The organism is Vibrio sp. OY15 (assembly GCF_000742455.1).
GTDB lineage: Bacteria > Pseudomonadota > Gammaproteobacteria > Enterobacterales > Vibrionaceae > Vibrio > Vibrio alginolyticus.
Window position 1 is genome coordinate 134,027 of sequence record NZ_JPIL01000009.1, and the last position, 15,994, is coordinate 150,020.

The 15,994-nt window shown below is 45.7% G+C and carries 15 protein-coding genes; 12 read left to right on the forward strand and 3 right to left on the reverse strand.

The window, feature by feature from the left end:
- Positions 1-10 precede the first annotated feature (10 nt).
- The 4 genes from IJ23_RS11095 to IJ23_RS11110 are packed head-to-tail and all read left to right on the forward strand — an operon-like array spanning position 11 to position 3,905.
- Entirely contained in the window at positions 11-559 is a 549-nt protein-coding gene (locus IJ23_RS11095) for a rod-binding protein (protein WP_033906287.1), read from the forward strand.
- Positions 560-1,933 carry a flagellar hook-associated protein FlgK gene (flgK, locus tag IJ23_RS11100; protein WP_033906288.1) on the forward strand — a complete coding sequence of 458 codons (1,374 nt, stop codon included), beginning with the start codon at positions 560-562 and terminating at the stop codon, positions 1,931-1,933.
- Between the two features lie 13 nt (positions 1,934-1,946).
- Complete coding sequence (flgL, locus tag IJ23_RS11105; RefSeq protein WP_005373998.1) at positions 1,947-2,846, forward strand: flagellar hook-associated protein FlgL; 900 nt, start codon at positions 1,947-1,949, stop codon at positions 2,844-2,846.
- A gap of 18 nt (positions 2,847-2,864) precedes the next feature.
- The gene (locus IJ23_RS11110) at positions 2,865-3,905 is read left to right on the forward strand and encodes a flagellin (protein WP_033906289.1); all 1,041 of its coding nucleotides are present in this window, start codon (positions 2,865-2,867) and stop codon (positions 3,903-3,905) included.
- A gap of 88 nt (positions 3,906-3,993) precedes the next feature.
- Here IJ23_RS11110 and IJ23_RS11115 read toward each other — a convergent pair whose 3' ends face one another.
- On the reverse strand, positions 3,994-6,657 hold the full coding sequence (locus IJ23_RS11115; RefSeq protein WP_050550084.1) for a DUF2339 domain-containing protein: 2,664 nt from the start codon (positions 6,655-6,657) through the stop codon (positions 3,994-3,996).
- A gap of 440 nt (positions 6,658-7,097) precedes the next feature.
- On the opposite strand from IJ23_RS11115, the gene IJ23_RS11120 reads away from it, so the two are divergent.
- From IJ23_RS11120 to IJ23_RS11135, 4 genes are all read left to right on the forward strand, one after another.
- The gene (locus tag IJ23_RS11120) at positions 7,098-8,897 is read left to right on the forward strand and encodes a cation:proton antiporter (RefSeq protein ID WP_033906291.1); all 1,800 of its coding nucleotides are present in this window, start codon (positions 7,098-7,100) and stop codon (positions 8,895-8,897) included.
- A gap of 238 nt (positions 8,898-9,135) precedes the next feature.
- On the forward strand, positions 9,136-10,155 hold the full coding sequence (fni, locus tag IJ23_RS11125; protein ID WP_005388695.1) for a type 2 isopentenyl-diphosphate Delta-isomerase: 1,020 nt from the start codon (positions 9,136-9,138) through the stop codon (positions 10,153-10,155).
- Positions 10,156-10,349: 194 nt separating this feature from the next.
- A complete protein-coding gene (locus IJ23_RS11130) occupies positions 10,350-10,613 on the forward strand; it encodes a DUF3012 domain-containing protein (protein WP_005373992.1) in 264 nt (87 codons plus the stop codon).
- A 252-nt stretch (positions 10,614-10,865) separates the two neighbouring features.
- A complete protein-coding gene (locus IJ23_RS11135; RefSeq protein WP_033906292.1) occupies positions 10,866-11,264 on the forward strand; it encodes a GFA family protein in 399 nt (132 codons plus the stop codon).
- 96 nt (positions 11,265-11,360) lie between these two features.
- Here IJ23_RS11135 and IJ23_RS11140 read toward each other — a convergent pair whose 3' ends face one another.
- The gene (locus IJ23_RS11140; RefSeq protein WP_033906293.1) at positions 11,361-11,711 is read right to left on the reverse strand and encodes a rhodanese-like domain-containing protein; all 351 of its coding nucleotides are present in this window, start codon (positions 11,709-11,711) and stop codon (positions 11,361-11,363) included.
- A 267-nt stretch (positions 11,712-11,978) separates the two neighbouring features.
- On the opposite strand from IJ23_RS11140, the gene IJ23_RS11145 reads away from it, so the two are divergent.
- The 3 genes from IJ23_RS11145 to IJ23_RS24130 all read left to right on the forward strand — a co-directional run bounded on the left by IJ23_RS11145 (position 11,979) and on the right by IJ23_RS24130 (position 14,216).
- Positions 11,979-12,269 (forward strand): co-chaperone GroES, encoded by a 291-nt coding sequence (locus IJ23_RS11145; RefSeq protein ID WP_005373989.1) that lies wholly within the window; start codon positions 11,979-11,981, stop codon positions 12,267-12,269.
- Positions 12,270-12,302: 33 nt separating this feature from the next.
- Positions 12,303-13,901: a chaperonin GroEL gene (groL, locus tag IJ23_RS11150; RefSeq protein ID WP_005388702.1), complete on the forward strand. Its 1,599-nt coding sequence runs from the start codon at positions 12,303-12,305 to the stop codon at positions 13,899-13,901.
- Between the two features lie 105 nt (positions 13,902-14,006).
- Positions 14,007-14,216: a hypothetical protein gene (locus IJ23_RS24130; protein WP_005373984.1), complete on the forward strand. Its 210-nt coding sequence runs from the start codon at positions 14,007-14,009 to the stop codon at positions 14,214-14,216.
- 131 nt (positions 14,217-14,347) lie between these two features.
- Here the strand turns inward: IJ23_RS24130 and IJ23_RS11155 are convergent, their stop codons facing one another.
- Entirely contained in the window at positions 14,348-14,959 is a 612-nt protein-coding gene (locus IJ23_RS11155; RefSeq protein WP_033906294.1) for a LysE family translocator, read from the reverse strand.
- A 109-nt stretch (positions 14,960-15,068) separates the two neighbouring features.
- On the opposite strand from IJ23_RS11155, the gene IJ23_RS11160 reads away from it, so the two are divergent.
- A complete protein-coding gene (locus IJ23_RS11160; protein WP_005388706.1) occupies positions 15,069-15,959 on the forward strand; it encodes a LysR family transcriptional regulator in 891 nt (296 codons plus the stop codon).
- Positions 15,960-15,994: the final 35 nt, after the last annotated feature.

Here is a 15,994-nt window from a genome sequence, read left to right on the forward strand (position 1 = left end):
GGAGTTAAGGATGAAGCTAGACAGTACCAATGAACAAACTCAGTTAAATTCGATGCTTTATCACGACAACAGTGCATTGGCTAACATCAAGCATAGTCGTGATCAAGAAGGCGCACTTGAAGTCGTCGCAGGTCAATTTGAGGCAATGTTCCTACAAATGGTGTTACGCCAAATGCGTAGCAGTAGTGACGCTCTTGCTGATAAAGACAGCCCGTTTGCCAGTCAGCAACAAGGGGTATTCCGTGATATGTATGACGGACAGCTGGCGATGGAACTAGCAAAGAAACAGAGCTCAGGCATTGCCAATATGCTCATCCAGCAGCTGAGCCCGTCTATGCGTGAGGTTGCTTTCGATGCTGCGCGCAACATCTCATCCGCTAACGATGGTAAAGGTTCGAATTCTGAATCTAACTCACAAGTAGATTCTAAAGAGGTTGAGAAGAATTCAAGCCTATTTAATACCGCTTCTCAAGCCGTCGCCTCTGTTAAACAGGTATTCGGTGAGGCCGGTATGACTACCGCGTTTTCTCAGCCGTTGATCAGAAAAATGGAGCTGTAAATGAACCTAGTTAATATTGCCCTTTCAGGTTTAGGCGCGAACCGTGTGGCCCTAGACGTAACCGCGCAAAACGTGGCAAACGTGAATACCGTGGGTTACAGTCGTCAACAAGCGTTGATGGCGTCTGTCGATGATGGTAAAGCCAATCGCTTAAGTCCAGGTTTAGGGGTAGAAGTCACTAGCATTCGCCGCGTTACTGATCAATTTCTGATTAAGCAAACGTGGTCGACTAACAGTATGGCGGCATACGCATCTGGATACACCAGTAACATGAGTCAGCTGGAGAATACGCTTGGTGCCGATGGTTTCAGTATATCGGCTGGCTTGGACTCGCTAAACGCTGCGCTTAACGATGCGACCGTTAAGCCGGAATCCATACCTTACCGCCAGCAGATCATTAACGAATCTGAAGCTTTGGCCCGCCGTTTTAATACGCTTACCGAATCTTTATACAATCAACATAAAGACATGAGCGACCAACGTAATGCTGCGCTTAACCACGCGAATAGCCTTATGGAAAATATCGCGAAGGTGAACAAGCAACTGGTAGAGATGCAAGGTACAGGTGGTAACCCATCACAGTTAATGGATGAACGAGATAGGTTAATCGGTGAGTTATCTCAAACCATTGAAATCAAAACAACACAGCAGCATGACGGCAGTGTTCAGGTCACACTAACCTCTGGTCAACCGCTTGTGATGGGTACGGACCATGGCAAACTGGAAGCCATTCCTGACCCGAGTGATCCTTACTTGGCGGACTTACACGTCACGTTCTCGAATCAAAGTTTTGCGATTGGTGACTCGCTTGGTGGCAAATTAGGTGCGATTAATGACTATCAAACCGAAGTGTTGAAACCAAACCAATTGGCTCTGAATGACATGGCGAAAGCTCTCGCGGATGAATACAACGCCGTGCTTGCGACTGGCAAAGACTTAAATGGCAACCCAGGTAAACCTTTGTTCAGCTATGACCCAGCAACCCCTGCAGCCAGTTTGGATATTACCAAGCTAACTCCAGATGAGCTTGCGTTCTCAAGTGATGGAACACCTGGTAACGCAGATGCGTTGCAATCATTGATCGAGTTAAGCAACAAGCCAGTGGCGGTATCAGGTTACGGCTCAGTAAGCTTGAACGATGCCTTTAGTTCAATGGTGGGTCAAACCGCAATTAAAGCACGCCAAGCTAATGCTGATTATCAAGCGAAGTTAGCCATGAACAAGCAAGCGCACGCAGCTCGCGATAATGTTAGTTCCGTAAACAGCGATGAAGAAGCGGCTAACCTAATGATGTTTGCTAATGCGCACAATGCCAACATGAAAGTGATCAGCACAGCAAATCAACTGCTCGATTCTATTCTGCAGTTATTCTAAGAGGAAAGTTTAGATGCGAATTAGTGACAATCAATTTAGTCAAATGATGTTGCACAGCTTGCAGAGCAATAGCGCGGGACTAGGCGAAGCTCTGCAACAGATGTCTACTGGCAAGCGCTTGACCAAGCTGTCTGATGATCCAATGGCTTCGATCAAGTTGCTTAACTTAGACCGAGAAACCAGTGCGATTGCTCAGTACAAAAACAACATTGAAAACGTAAAAACGACGCTATCGAGTCAAGAAACCCATTTAGATTCGATCAAAGAAAGCTTAAAAAGCATGCGAGACATCGCGCTTTGGGGTGCGAACGGCTCTCTTACTGACGAAAGTCGTGGCGGTATGATTACAGAGCTTAAGAGTTACCGTGATTCTATTGAGTCGTCTTTTAACGCGCAGGATGAAGAAGGGCACTACCTTTTCTCTGGTACTAAAACGGATACTGCGGCTGTAAGTAAAGCGAGCGGCAGCTACGTAATTGAAGGTAATAGTGACAAGCGCGTAGTAACAATTGCTAAAGGTGTCACGATGGATTCCAATATGACTGCAAAAGAAATATTGGACCTTGGGGGAGGCCATAACGTGCTTAACCAAATTGATGCGCTGATCAAAGAGTTTGAGAGCCCTACCGCCAACTTCAGAGCTGAAGTTGAGGCGAGTATCAGTGCTATCGACGATACTTTTTCAAACGTACTGGGGACCATGACTGAGATTGGTGGTCGACACAACAACTTAGATCTTGTTGGTGGCGCGCACAGTGAAAACAAGCTGTTCGTTGACAAAGTATCTGGAGACCTCTCTGCTCTGGACTATGGTGAAGCGTCGGTACGATTGAGTAATTACATGGCCGCTTTGCAAGCAACGCAAGCAAGCTATGTGAAGATCGATGGTTTGTCGCTGTTTGACCGTTTATAAGGTTAGGAAGTTCTTTTTATGGTAATGAGTACAGTAGAGGTTAGACCCCATAGCATACGCTTAGGTGGACAAGAACAAGCCTCTATCATGCCGACCCGTTCTGCAGACTCAAGTACGGCAATTAAACCGCGCCCGGCGCAAATTCAGGCTGACACTGCGTCAGCCTACTCTGTATCTGGTATTCAGCTTACGCAGGGTCAGCAGCAAGCCACGGCGGTTCAGATCGCGTCCAAATCGCTGCAGGTGATTGGCAAAGAGCTCACGCAAATTAAACGTGGTTTGACGCAAGCTATTAATCAAGGCGTACAAAATGTTCCTGGTTTGCAGGATACATTGGTTCGTTCTAAAGCCACCATCCAAAAAGTCGTTGAGCAAGCACGTTTCGATGGCCAGAAAGTCCTAAATAACGAACTGCACTTAAAACTGGATAAAGCGGATATTCGTCGCTTTTCTATTCCAGGTTTGAATGTTCATCGCTTAAGCGACAAGGCCGAGCAAATCCGTTTGGATTTTCCTCAAGGTCAAGCGGTGATGATTCAGTTTGATGGACAATCAGACGGTGAGCGAACGGTCAAAATGCTGGATCGCAGCTTGATTGCGTTAGGAATGCGAGCCTCATTAGCCGATGATGGCAGCATTTTATTTGAAGCCAGAGACAACGCTTATCAACAAATGCAGCAAAAGGTGATGGTAACGGGGGAAGGGCACCGCTTCCCTGCGGGACAGCCTAACGTTTTGAACTTAAAGTCTGAGCCAGATGGTATTGCGGAGCTCGGGTTTGATCTAGGCCCACGCGACGGCATCAAGCAGACGATTGCCAAAGTAAATCAGCATCTGAAACAAGTTCAAACGAGCTTGCAGGAAGCGAAAGCTTTTCATGGTGAACTGAATACTCAAATGCGTTCTATCCAAACCAAAACCGCACAGCTTTCAGTCAATGAAGTGAATGCAAAACTGGATGGATTCATGCAAAAGTCTGGCGAGTTTACTTCAACTTTTCAGGCATTGAATGCGCAAGCAAACGTGCGTCGTCATACCGTGGTCGCTTTACTGAAGTAACGAACACTCCAATGATTCCCGGCTTTACACTGTTATCGTCCCCCAATAACGAAAACAGCGCACTGTCGGGAATCTCTCTTTGACTCGTCTAGGGCTCGAGTGCTTTTGCCACCGAACGATTCAATTTCTGGAATAGCCATCCAAGTGCTATCAAAGACGCACCTAAGCCTAAGAAGCTTATTGCTCGCCAGAACCCATCCAGAGAGCTCACATCCCATAAGAATACTTTCAGTGCGACACAGGCAAGGACCACTAGACCGACACGCTGCATCATCAGGCCCTGTTGGGTCACGCCGCGCCAAGTCAGCAATCCACCTACGAGCAAGCCAGCCACTGAATAACTGAACAACTCTGCCATGCTGGTTGGCTGATACAGCATCATCGATGTGGTTTGCCAGAATTGACGGATAGACATCCCCAACCAAATGGCTGCAAGTAAAAAGCCTAGACTAGCAATCGCAAATCGATGAACTTGCAACGTATTCCAGCGTTTAAAGGTTGCGATAAGCAGGATGCAAGCTGGTAACAGCCAGCCGATACTCAGCATGTTAAAGATGGGAAGTGCTTGTGCCGAGACGTTATCAGTCACCAACGGCGATTCTGCCGTATTAAGCAAAATAATCAATATAGCGAACGCGCACCAAAGCAAGTAACTATAGATTTCGTAGATACGGCTTAAGCGTTGCGCAAATTGGCTGCGGTAGCTGTATACCAAACCCATAACTAATGCTTGATTGGCAAAGACTGCCGCACTTGTGAAGTCGATGTGCCCCAAGTAACCATATTGCCCCGTTAACCAGTAGTTAGTTTGGGTGAACAATGCCATTAAGAATACATGTAAAAACGCCCCTTCAAACCAGTTGGTCAGTTCTCGGTCCACTTGTTTTAGTGTTGAACGAGCATAAGACAAGATGAAGAGAGAAGGCATATAACTCACAAGAACCCAAGCCCAATGCCCAGCTTCTACCGGTTGCCATTCGGGGATGAAAGGTAGCAGCGTGAGTCGGATAACCAGTATTCCCATTGCCACTTTAATCGCCCAACTCGCAGGTCGAAATAACCCGACTTGAGCCTGTAAGGCCATTATCGCAACTTGTATTGAGATTGCTGTTGTTAACCAAGTATCGCTCAACCAAGCAAAAGCAATACCTATGATTAAAGCATGCATAACGGCAGAGCATTCTAATGCCAACGAACGTGCACGCTGACCAAGCACAACGTAGTAAGTGGCCATCAATGCGCAGAATGCAGTCCAATACCACAGGTAGCCCTGCATAAATTCGTCAATATAAAACAACGTAATTAAGCTCATCGCGGGAGCCAGTACCAGAAGAAGCAGCCCACTGAGTTGCGAACGGTCACTAAGTGATTGGCAATATGTTCGATAGCAGATCAGCGCAATACTCACCGCCAATGCGAATAGGATGCTAGCTTCTCGCTCTACCATATACAGCGCATCAAAAGCGATGGTAAGAACTATCAGCGCGGTTGCCGAGACGAGTATGGATGGCAAAAATACACGTAATGACCAGCCTGTACGAAGTGCTGGTAGCCAGATGCTCGCAACAAGCAGCGTATAACAGTACGCCATTTGTAGAGTGTTCAGCTCCGGCATTCTGGTGACGGCAGAAAAGGTCAATAAAGCAGTTGCGAGAGCGGTAGCGGTCGGCGAGTTTGTCCACTTGCTTTGATAGTGACGAAAGCGAGGATTGAGCATCCAACCCATTCTCGGAACCGCGAAAATGAGATACAAAGTGATGGAGAGATAAATCGCGAGCCACGAGAACAACCGTTCTGTTGGTACACTCTCAATCAACAGCAACATCCAAATGACATGTGGAATCGCGATACTTGGCGTAATCCATGCCCTACGCACTTTTTGCATCAATAAGGTCGCCGCGAACGAAATTGCGCAGATGTATCCGGCAAACAAGAAGTAGTTGGGTTCATTACCCCCAATCCACAGTGGTGCTGTGTAGCCACCAATTAAGCCAAGCACGGCCATTAACGGCCCTTGTCGCAATGATAATGCTAAACTGAAAAATGCCGCTGAAGCCAAGATGATCAACGAGATACTCGGTGTTAGCATTTGATAAACCACAAAGGCAAAAATGACGGTGCAGTAAATGCCCGTTAATCCCGTACCGGTAACAGCAGCAGGAACATACGTAAAGCCTTGGGCTCGTGCTGCCCGTTGCGGATTCTGTTGTTCTTTACGGTGAAACCACTCGCCAACAAGCACCATAAGTAATGAGATCACAAAGGCAAAGGACACTCGCATAAATGGCGAAAACTGGATGTGACTACCAATCACCTGTACGAGATAACCTCCACCGATCAGCATGGCCAATGCGCCTACCCAAACCAACCAATTTTCTTGAATGTTGCTAAGCAGGCTCTGAACTTTACTCTGAAGGAATGACTCATTTTCTTGACTAAAAACATCCAGTTGCACTTCTCTTGTCTGGGCGTACCCTTGATTCGCAGCGCTCTGGTCCAAGTCTAGGTTGGTAGCTGGATCATGTTCCCCAGAGGATGAGACATCTTTCTGTGGTGATTCTATGTGAGGTGACGTCGCTACAGATGGTGTGTCTTTTTCGATGCTGAATTGTTGGTGCGCTTGTTGGTTTGAGCCCCCATGGACACTGGCTCGTAGTGATGTGACTTCCTCACGAAGTTTGGCTAGTTCTTTTTCTAAAAGTGCAGCTCGGTTGGCGGCTTTCACTCCGATGAGGATGGCGAGACACGCCATGAACAGTGCTAGTATTACGTACAATCCATTTCTCCTTGCGTACGTCGCGTGACACACGATTCTTAACTTTGAGCACTTACGCTAAAGCTTAGTTCATGCTCTATGCCTTAGCCTCATATAGTGCTAGGTTCCGCGCTTTCTTTAGAAATCATTCTACATAATGAAACTCAATGCGTAATGATGAATTCGACAAAGTCGCACACTTGTGTGCCACTTTAAAACCTGATGAACAAAAATGAGTCGTTAAGTCATTGGGGGTCAACTATATTCATAGTTCTGATGCGATCGCCAAATGACTTCAAACATGTGCGTTTCGTAGCGATGTCATCGAAGGTCAGTCGTTTGATTTGCACGTTCGGTTGTTTCTATTTGACCGTAAGGCTGAATGTATTCGGGTATAGCGCATTCACGCGAAAAAAGACAAAAACAGGTAATTATTGATGCAAGTGGGTAATGAAGCGCTGGTGCTGTCAGCGGTTGGGGTTATTGGTTTAGGTTGCCAATGGTTAGCTTGGCGATTGCGTTTGCCAGCGATTTTATTTTTGTTGTTGGCAGGGCTGATCGTCGGGCCATTTATGCAGTGGTTAAACCCTGATGAGATATTAGGTAATTTGCTCTTTCCGTTGGTCTCTTTAGCGGTGGCAGTGATTTTATTTGAAGGCAGTTTGACCTTAAATTTTAAAGAAATTCGTGGCGTGAGTGGTTCGGTATGGAGCATTGTTTCCATCGGGGCGATCATTTCGTGGGCAGCGACCAGTATCGCAACACACTATTTCCTCGGCTTTACTTGGGAGCTTGCCATGTTGTTCGGCAGCTTAACCGTAGTAACAGGGCCGACGGTCATCGTGCCACTTCTACGAACCGTAAGACCTAACAGTACGCTTGCTAACATTTTGCGATGGGAAGGGATTTTGATTGACCCGCTCGGTGCGCTTTTTGTTGTGATGGTTTACGAGTTTATCGTATCTCACAGTGCGATAAATAGCGTCGAAGTGTTTGGGACGATCATTGCTGTCGGTGTCATGCTAGGTGCGGCCTCAGGCTATGCAGTTGCGACGATCATGCGTCGTTCTTGGCTACCGGAATATTTGCAGCCATTTGCGGTTTTGATGGTGGTTCTAGGTGTATTTTCGGTCTCTAACCACATTGAGTCTGAAGCTGGGTTACTAACCGTCACCGTAATGGGTATGTGGCTCGCAAACGCTAAAGACATCAATATTCAGCAAATTCTGCATTTTAAAGAGCATTTAACCATTTTACTGATCACCGGATTGTTCATCTTCCTTGCGGCTCGAATCAGTCTGGATGATTTTGCTGCGCTAGGTAGCGGTGCGTTATTGTTGTTTGTATTTATGCAGTTAGTGTCGCGTCCGTTATCGATTTTTCTTTCAACCTTCCGCAGCAACTTGCGTCTCAAAGATAAGCTGTTTTTGTCTTGGGTTGCACCGCGCGGTATTGTTGCTGCTTCGATTTCGTCTCTTTTCGCGATCAAATTGACTGGATACGGCATTGATGAAGCGATTTTACTGGTCCCTATGACCTTCATGGTGATTATAGGAACGGTCGTGTTACAAAGTGCGACGGCACGTCCTGTAGCGCTGACGTTGGGCATCGCAGAGCCAGCACCACGCGGCTTCTTGTTGATTGGTGCTAACCGAGTAGCAAGAGAAATAGGGCAGGCGTTGTCGCGTTATGACCGTCGCGTATTAATGACTGACTCAAACTGGGAGTACATCAGTCAGGTTCGTATGTTGGGACTGGATTACTATTACGGCAACCCTATTTCTAGTCACGCGGACGACAACTTGAACTTGATAGGAATAGGTCAAGTGGTTGCATTAACGCCCGATCAGCATTTCAACATTATGGCTTGCATGCAATTCGTCGACGAGTTCGGGGAAGATAAAGTTCACTGCTTACAAAAAGTGAAAACCAACAGCAATGGCAGCGAGAAGCACTCCGTGGCTCAGGAGTACCATGGTAAATTGCTGATGGGCGGCAATGTAAGCTATACCCAGCTAGCCAGTATGTTAAGTCGTGGTGCAGAGGTTAAACACACGAAATTGAGCGATAACTTCACGTATCAAGATTATTTAGCGCATCACAAAGGTAGTTCAGTTGTACCGCTGTTCCATGTAGAAGAAAAAGGAAAAATTCAATTCTGTGATGATCCCGAACAGTTTGAACCAACGACGACAAGCACTGTTGTGTCGCTAATTCTGTCGGACAGCGTAAAGTAAACTACAGAGCAATGTGATCCATTTGCATCATGGGTATCGTACGCTGATTATCTCAATTTGAAGAGAAACTTGCCGGCTTGTTTAAAACGGAAAGCGAGTTTCTTTTCTTATAATGTCAGGGGCAGTCGAGACTCATTACTCGTTTCGGAAAAGTAATCCGGCAAATTCACAAAATTCGCATTGACGTTACTGATAAGGATCGCAATACTGCGCGACTGTTTTACTTTAGGGTGACATTATGGCTCCGCAAACTAACCGAAAAGATTTACACCTAGATGCTGTTTTACATCATGATATGAGCATGAAGCATAAAACGGCGGGTTTTGAGTCTGTCGAGTTTGAACACTGTGCGCTGCCAGAATGTGACTTTCACGCGATCGATTTATCGACAGAGTTTCTTGGTCATCAATTAGCGCTACCGTTTTTGATTAGCTCGATGACTGGCGGAGCAAAAGACGCAGAAACGATCAATTGTCGTCTAGCTGAAGCAGCAAGTGAATTAGGTATTGCCATGGGTGTGGGCTCGCAACGGATTAGCTTAGAAGAAAGTCAGCATTCGGGCTTGGGTAAAACCATTCGTGAGTTGGCGAAAGAAGTACCGTTGTATTCCAATCTTGGAGCCGCTCAATTGCTCGATAAAGGTAAACTCGATAATGCGCAACGTGCGGTTGAGGCGATTCAAGCCGATGCCTTGTTTGTGCACGTTAATCCAATGCAGGAAGCGTTTCAGAAAAATGGCGACCACAATTGGGTTGGTGTTTTCCAGGCAATTGAGATGCTTAAATCTCGCGTGAAGGTTCCTATCATTATCAAAGAAGTCGGTTTTGGTATTAGCGGACACGTTGCGCAGCGATTAATTGATGCTGGTGTGGATGCAATTGACGTTGCGGGCGCGGGTGGCACAAGCTGGAGTGCGGTTGAAGGGTATTGCCAAGATAATCCGAAAATGCAGCGTGCAGCCGAGCTTTTCCGCGATTGGGGTGTCCCTACAGCAACATGTTTGGCTCAAATCCGCGCACTGCATCCTACATTACCGTTGATCGCCTCGGGAGGTGTTCATAACGGACTTGAAGCGGCGAAAGCCATTCATTTGGGTGCTAATCTCATTGGGCAAGCTGGTGCGGTATTAAAAGCTGCGACGATCAGCACGCAGTCTGTCGTCGATCACTTTGAACAAATGGCATTAGAGCTGCGTTTAGCGTGCTTTGGTACTGGCTCTTTTAAGGTTGGTGAGCTAACAAAAGCGCGCTGCCTATAGCTTTTAGAATGGCGCGCTTTACACAGAGTCGCTCAATAATTTTTCGGTGTCTTAACACGTAGACTGATAATTTCGTTATAGTTGATACAAAAGTCACTTCAGCTAGTGACGCCTTTATTCAGACACTTGAATGGGCATGTGTTGAAGAGATTGAGTTTAATTTTACTATTGTTTGCAACTGGAACCTTAAATTTATGAAAAAACTAGTCATGCTGATGTTGGCGGCTTCTGCTTTGACCGCTTGTAGTGATGAAGTGGGCACTGAAGGCTGGTGTAACGACATGCGCGATAAGCCAAAAACAGAATGGACAGCAGACAACGCGGTAGACTTTGCAAAGCATTGTGTTCTGCAAGATGGTGTCGGCAGCGAGCAATGGTGTGAAAACCTGAAAGATAAGCCGAAAGGTGACTGGACTGCAAACGAAGCGACCAGCTTTACTAAACACTGCATTTTTTAAGCACAGCGGAAAGCGCCTTTTCTGAGGCGACATTCTGTGAGGTAAACACCAAGCGTTATTGCTTGGTGTTTTTGTATCTAAAATAGCTCGATTTTTCACGTGTCGAGCGCACTTCCCTCTGAATGGAATGTTTTACATTTTCGTTTCATTTTTGAAAACCTGTATTGCCTGTCTTTAATTTTTCGTATTGCAGTGGCATGGTGTCGAGATAGCCATCTAATTCAATTAGATTCATAACAAAAAGGAATTCAAATGGAAGTACTGAAAGGCTCATGTCTGTGCGGCAAGGTAAAGTTGGAAGTGGCAGATGAATTCAAGTACATGGGAAATTGCCATTGCTCTGAATGCCGCAAGTTCACAGGTTCTGACTATTCATCTGCCGGTGGTATTGCGTTGGATAAACTGCTTATTATCCAAGGGAAAGAAGATATTCAAACTTATCAGAAAAGCGAAAATACCATGCTATGCTTTTGTCGCCACTGCGGATCAAGTCTGTATTCGAAAAAGAACAATGGGATCGTCAATATTCGCCTTGGTATCTTGGATGACACACCTTCTCACAAGCCTGATTTCCATATTTTTGTCGCGTCGAAAGCGCCATGGATCGAGATATCGGATAACCTGGCTCAATTTGATGCAGGGCCCAGATAGTAGAGTTGTTGTAGATAAGTATTTAGAAACAGAGCGCGTTACAATACGCTTGCGACACGCTCTGTGCTTTTACTTTGTATATTAGAACGGAGACGACTATTTGGCGTCTTGTAGTTCTTCTAAGCCACCGGCATTGTGCAGATTCGTAAAGCCTTGTGATTGTAAGTATTGATACGCTTTGCCAGAGCGGTTACCACTGCGACAGTACAACACGATAGCTTGATCTTTATCGACGTCTTGAAAATGTTTATCAAGTTCAGATAAAGGGAAGTTGACGGCATTATCCAAATGCCCTTCAGAAAACTCTTGCGGCGTGCGCACATCGACAATCATCGCGCCCTCGTCAATCAATTGCCAACCTTGTTCAGCGCGTTCAGAAGCTGACACGTTGGGTGAGAGGAAGCCAACGCATAACGTTGCAAGAAATAGAGATACGGCCTTTTTCATTGTTTGATTATCCTTTTTAAGAGTACGTAACCACTCTAGATTTGATTGAGCACATTTTCTATCATAAAGAGATGCTAAGTGGTTGTGAATGCGATAATTCGATAGAAAATTTTATTTAATTTAATAAAAAATTTTTATCAAATTCACCTCTTGAACTCTCATTTTTCGACCTTATTATTTTCATCGAAAGCGAGCTGTCGACTCGCAAATCCATCTTGATGTTTATTTTGTCTTTTATTTTTGGTTCCAAGTAGGAGGCACTTAAAAATGAAAATTCGTCCTTTAAATGACAAGCTAATTGTTGAAAGACAAGAGGTGGAAAATAAATCTGAAGGGGGAATCGTTTTAACTTCTCAGTCGGTGAAAAAATCAAACCGCGGGAAAGTCATTGCTGTTGGTTTAGGTAAACGTCTTGAAAATGGCGAACGCGCTGCGATGGAAGTCAAAGTGGGCGACCAAATCATTTTCAATGACGGTTACGGCGTGAAAACCGAGAAAATTGACGGCGCAGAATACTTAATTCTGTCCGAATCTGATGTGTTAGCAATCGTTGAGTAATTATTTTTGTAGTAGTTTTTTGAGGAGATAACCATGGCTGCAAAAGACGTATTATTTGCTAATGACGCACGTCAAAAAATGCTGAAAGGTGTGAACTTACTGGCGGACGCAGTAAAAGTGACACTAGGCCCGAAAGGCCGCAACGTTGTGCTTGATAAATCTTACGGCGCGCCAACCATCACCAAAGATGGCGTGTCTGTAGCGAAAGAAATCGAACTGAAAGATAAGTTCGAAAACATGGGCGCACAAATGGTGAAACAAGTGGCGTCCAAAGCGAATGATGAAGCGGGGGACGGTACAACGACGGCTACCGTACTGGCGCAATCTTTCATCAATGAAGGTCTTAAAGCGGTAGCCTCTGGCATGAACCCAATGGACCTAAAACGTGGTATCGACAAAGCCACTGAAGCGGCGGTTGAGAAACTACGTGAAATGTCTAAGCCATGCAGCGACAAAGAATCCATTACCCAAGTGGGTAGCATTTCTGCAAACAGCGATCGCGCGATCGGTGAAATCATTGCAGAAGCGATGGAAAAAGTGGGTCGCAATGGCGTGATTACGGTTGAAGAAGGCCAAGGTCTAAACAACGAATTGTCTGTGGTTGAAGGTATGCAATTCGACCGCGGTTACTTGTCGCCATACTTCATCACTAACCAAGAAAATGGCAGCGTCGAGCTAGACAACCCATACATCCTATTGGTGGACAAAAAAGTCAGCAGCATCCGCGAGCTATTGCCTGTACTAGAAGAAGTGGCGAAATCTTCTCGCTCGCTATTGATCATTGCTGAAGACATCGAAGGTGAAGCGTTAGCGACATTGGTTGTGAACAACATGCGCGGCATCGTGCGTGCGACCGCGGTGAAAGCGCCTGGCTTTGGTGACAACCGTAAAGCGATGATGGAAGACATTGCGGTACTAACTGCTGGTACGGTCATCTCTGAAGAAATCGGCCTAGAGCTCGAAAAAGCAACGTTAGAGCAACTAGGTAGTGCGAAGAAAGTGACCATCACCAAAGACACAACAACCATTGTGGGTGGCGCAGCAGAAGCAAGCGCGATTGCTGATCGTGTGGCTTCGATTGAAAAACAAATAGAAACAACCACTTCTCAATACGACAAAGATAAGCTTCAACAACGTGTTGCGAAGCTATCTGGCGGCGTAGCGGTGATCAAGATCGGCGCTGCAACCGAAGTTGAGATGAAAGAGAAGAAAGACCGCGTGGACGATGCGCTACACGCTACTCGCGCAGCGGTTGAAGAAGGTATTGTTGCTGGTGGTGGTGTTGCCCTAACTAAGATCGCGAAAGAATTGGCGGATCTAAAAGGCGACAATGATGACCAAAACGTGGGTATCCGAGTTGCGCTACGTGCAATGGAAGAGCCTCTTCGTCAAATCGCAACTAACGCAGGTGACGAAGCTTCTGTTGTGGCGAACGCTGTTAAAGCGGGTGATGCCGATTACGGTTACAACGCTGCAACAGGTGAATACGGCAACATGATCGAAATGGGCATCTTGGACCCTGCGAAAGTAACACGCTCAGCGCTTCAATTCGCTGCGTCTGTTGCTGGCTTGATGATCACCACTGAAGCGATGATCACCAACCACGTTGAAGACAAAGAACTTGATATCTAACGTCATTAATCGTTAGTGATTAAGTAAGCGTTAAAACAACAATAACATTGCAAAACCTAAGCGGGCTCGCTTGAGCCCGCTAATCAGTCATTTGAGGTAAGTGTTATGACCCGTTTACCTGCGTTTTCTTTCTCAATATCTGAGCCGGGCGGTAATGAAGCTTCGTCAACGTGGCCGACTGCTATTCACTTCCCCCTCGTTCCAGCTGGGCCAGAGTTTTCGATCGAAAATGCTCTGCCTAAACGTCCGACAGTGACGATATTCACTATCGATCTGTCTCAGTTATTTAAAGGGGACGCTCGGGTCATCCATTAACTGTATCGAAACAGCCAGCGTACGTTGGCTGTCTTTTTCTAATTTAAAGTATTGATAGTGTAGATTTTTATTTGATTACTGCCACTTGTTCAATGATCAATTTGAATTGGGGTAATCGGACCGCAAGCGTACTACACCTTTAAGCCCAGCATCGCGCCGAAAATGATCAATCCCGCCCCACATGCTTGATTGAGTCGATGCTTAATCTTCAACAAGAAAGCTTGTAGCTGGGATGACGTGAATAAAACAGCAACGATAGAAAACCAAATACCATGCAGCGCAATCATATAAATCCCGTAAAAAAAGGCGATGTGTTGCTGACTAGAGTCGGGAGAAATCACTTGGCTAAAAATACTCAGAAAAAACAGCATCGTCTTGGGATTGAGTAAATTACACAGAAATCCCTGCATGAAAAATCGCCACATTGAATACTCGCTCTGTTGAATGGTTTCTGAGTTTGACGCAGGCTGCGAGGAGAATATTCCTTTAATCCCAAGGTAGACAAGATAAGCGGCCCCAAGATAGCGCACGAGATTAAACAACCATTCATTTTGTGAAATTAAGTAACTGATCCCCAGCATGGAGTAAGCGATGTGGATGCTGATCGCCATGCTGATACCAATCGCACTGTATACGCCTGCTTTTCGTCCTTGATTTAAGCTATTTCTTAATACCAAAACAAAGTCTGCGCCAGGGCTAATGACAATAAGCACACCTAATAACGCAAGAGTTACAAATTCCATATCGATTTCCTGTTTGAATGATGAAGTCTGGGATGTAGCGAAATTGTAGGCGTCTTTATTACTGACTATAATCGAAAAACATTCCCATATTGGTGAGAAAAACTCACAGATGCGTCACCTGAAATCTTTTTATGTCTTCCACGTTGCGGCGAGTTCTTCAAGCTACACTGAAGCGGCTGACAAACTGAACATTACCCACGGAGCCGTGAGTAAGCAGATCAAGCAACTTGAGCAATATCTGTCTCAACCTTTGTTCTTCAAAGAGGGCAGGAAAGTCGTGTTGACGGCAGAAGGCGAATTACTCAAGACATACACAGAAACGGCATTCCAAACGCTAGAAACAGGCGTGAATACGCTTATTCAAGAGAAGCATCAGCATCTTGAAGTGTCTTGTGAACCGACATTAACCATGCGCTGGTTGATGCCAAGGTTGGCCGCGTTTAATGATGAACACCGTGCTGATGTTCGTTTGTCGACGGCTGGTGGCCCGGTAACATTAGGATCAACTGGGCTTTCGATGGCGATTCGTCGAGACGATTTTGCGCAGCATCACGATTACGACAAAACCATTCTTGTGGAAGAGTGGGTGGGGCCGGTATTTTCTCCTGAGTATTGGCAATCCATTAAAGACAATTTGAAAGCAGCTCGATTGTTGAATAGCCAAACCAGACCGAATGCTTGGGCGGATTGGCAGCAATCAACACGTTGTGAAACTTTCAACGGCAACACTCAGCAATCATTCGCGCATTTTTATTTTTGCATACAAGCCGCAGTGGATGGCTTAGGCGTCGCAATGGGATCGTATCCTTTTGTCATGGACGATATTAAGCGTGGTAATTTGGTCGCACCATTTGGGTTTTCTCCATCAAGTTGCAATTACGTTTTATTGAGTCAAGATAAAAAGCGTACAGAACTCGAACATAAATTTATCACGTGGTTACAAACGCAAATGGCAGAGTGTGTGCCACTGTCATCACAGCAGATCACGCAAGGCGAATAGAAGGCATAGAGCGAGATTACGTCAGTCAGTTTTAT

What these genes read in the sequence shown, in the direction of transcription:
- IJ23_RS11095 (WP_033906287.1), top strand. Translation starts at nt 11, where the DNA reads ATGAAGCTAGACAGTACCAATGAACAAACTCAGTTAAATTCGATGCTT.
- flgK (WP_033906288.1), top strand. Translation starts at nt 560, where the DNA reads ATGAACCTAGTTAATATTGCCCTTTCAGGTTTAGGCGCGAACCGTGTG.
- flgL (WP_005373998.1), top strand. Translation starts at nt 1,947, where the DNA reads ATGCGAATTAGTGACAATCAATTTAGTCAAATGATGTTGCACAGCTTG.
- IJ23_RS11110 (WP_033906289.1), top strand. Translation starts at nt 2,865, where the DNA reads ATGGTAATGAGTACAGTAGAGGTTAGACCCCATAGCATACGCTTAGGT.
- IJ23_RS11115 (WP_050550084.1), bottom strand. Translation starts at nt 6,657, where the DNA reads ATGGCGTGTCTCGCCATCCTCATCGGAGTGAAAGCCGCCAACCGAGCT.
- IJ23_RS11120 (WP_033906291.1), top strand. Translation starts at nt 7,098, where the DNA reads ATGCAAGTGGGTAATGAAGCGCTGGTGCTGTCAGCGGTTGGGGTTATT.
- fni (WP_005388695.1), top strand. Translation starts at nt 9,136, where the DNA reads ATGGCTCCGCAAACTAACCGAAAAGATTTACACCTAGATGCTGTTTTA.
- IJ23_RS11130 (WP_005373992.1), top strand. Translation starts at nt 10,350, where the DNA reads ATGAAAAAACTAGTCATGCTGATGTTGGCGGCTTCTGCTTTGACCGCT.
- IJ23_RS11135 (WP_033906292.1), top strand. Translation starts at nt 10,866, where the DNA reads ATGGAAGTACTGAAAGGCTCATGTCTGTGCGGCAAGGTAAAGTTGGAA.
- IJ23_RS11140 (WP_033906293.1), bottom strand. Translation starts at nt 11,711, where the DNA reads ATGAAAAAGGCCGTATCTCTATTTCTTGCAACGTTATGCGTTGGCTTC.
- IJ23_RS11145 (WP_005373989.1), top strand. Translation starts at nt 11,979, where the DNA reads ATGAAAATTCGTCCTTTAAATGACAAGCTAATTGTTGAAAGACAAGAG.
- groL (WP_005388702.1), top strand. Translation starts at nt 12,303, where the DNA reads ATGGCTGCAAAAGACGTATTATTTGCTAATGACGCACGTCAAAAAATG.
- IJ23_RS24130 (WP_005373984.1), top strand. Translation starts at nt 14,007, where the DNA reads ATGACCCGTTTACCTGCGTTTTCTTTCTCAATATCTGAGCCGGGCGGT.
- IJ23_RS11155 (WP_033906294.1), bottom strand. Translation starts at nt 14,959, where the DNA reads ATGGAATTTGTAACTCTTGCGTTATTAGGTGTGCTTATTGTCATTAGC.
- IJ23_RS11160 (WP_005388706.1), top strand. Translation starts at nt 15,069, where the DNA reads ATGCGTCACCTGAAATCTTTTTATGTCTTCCACGTTGCGGCGAGTTCT.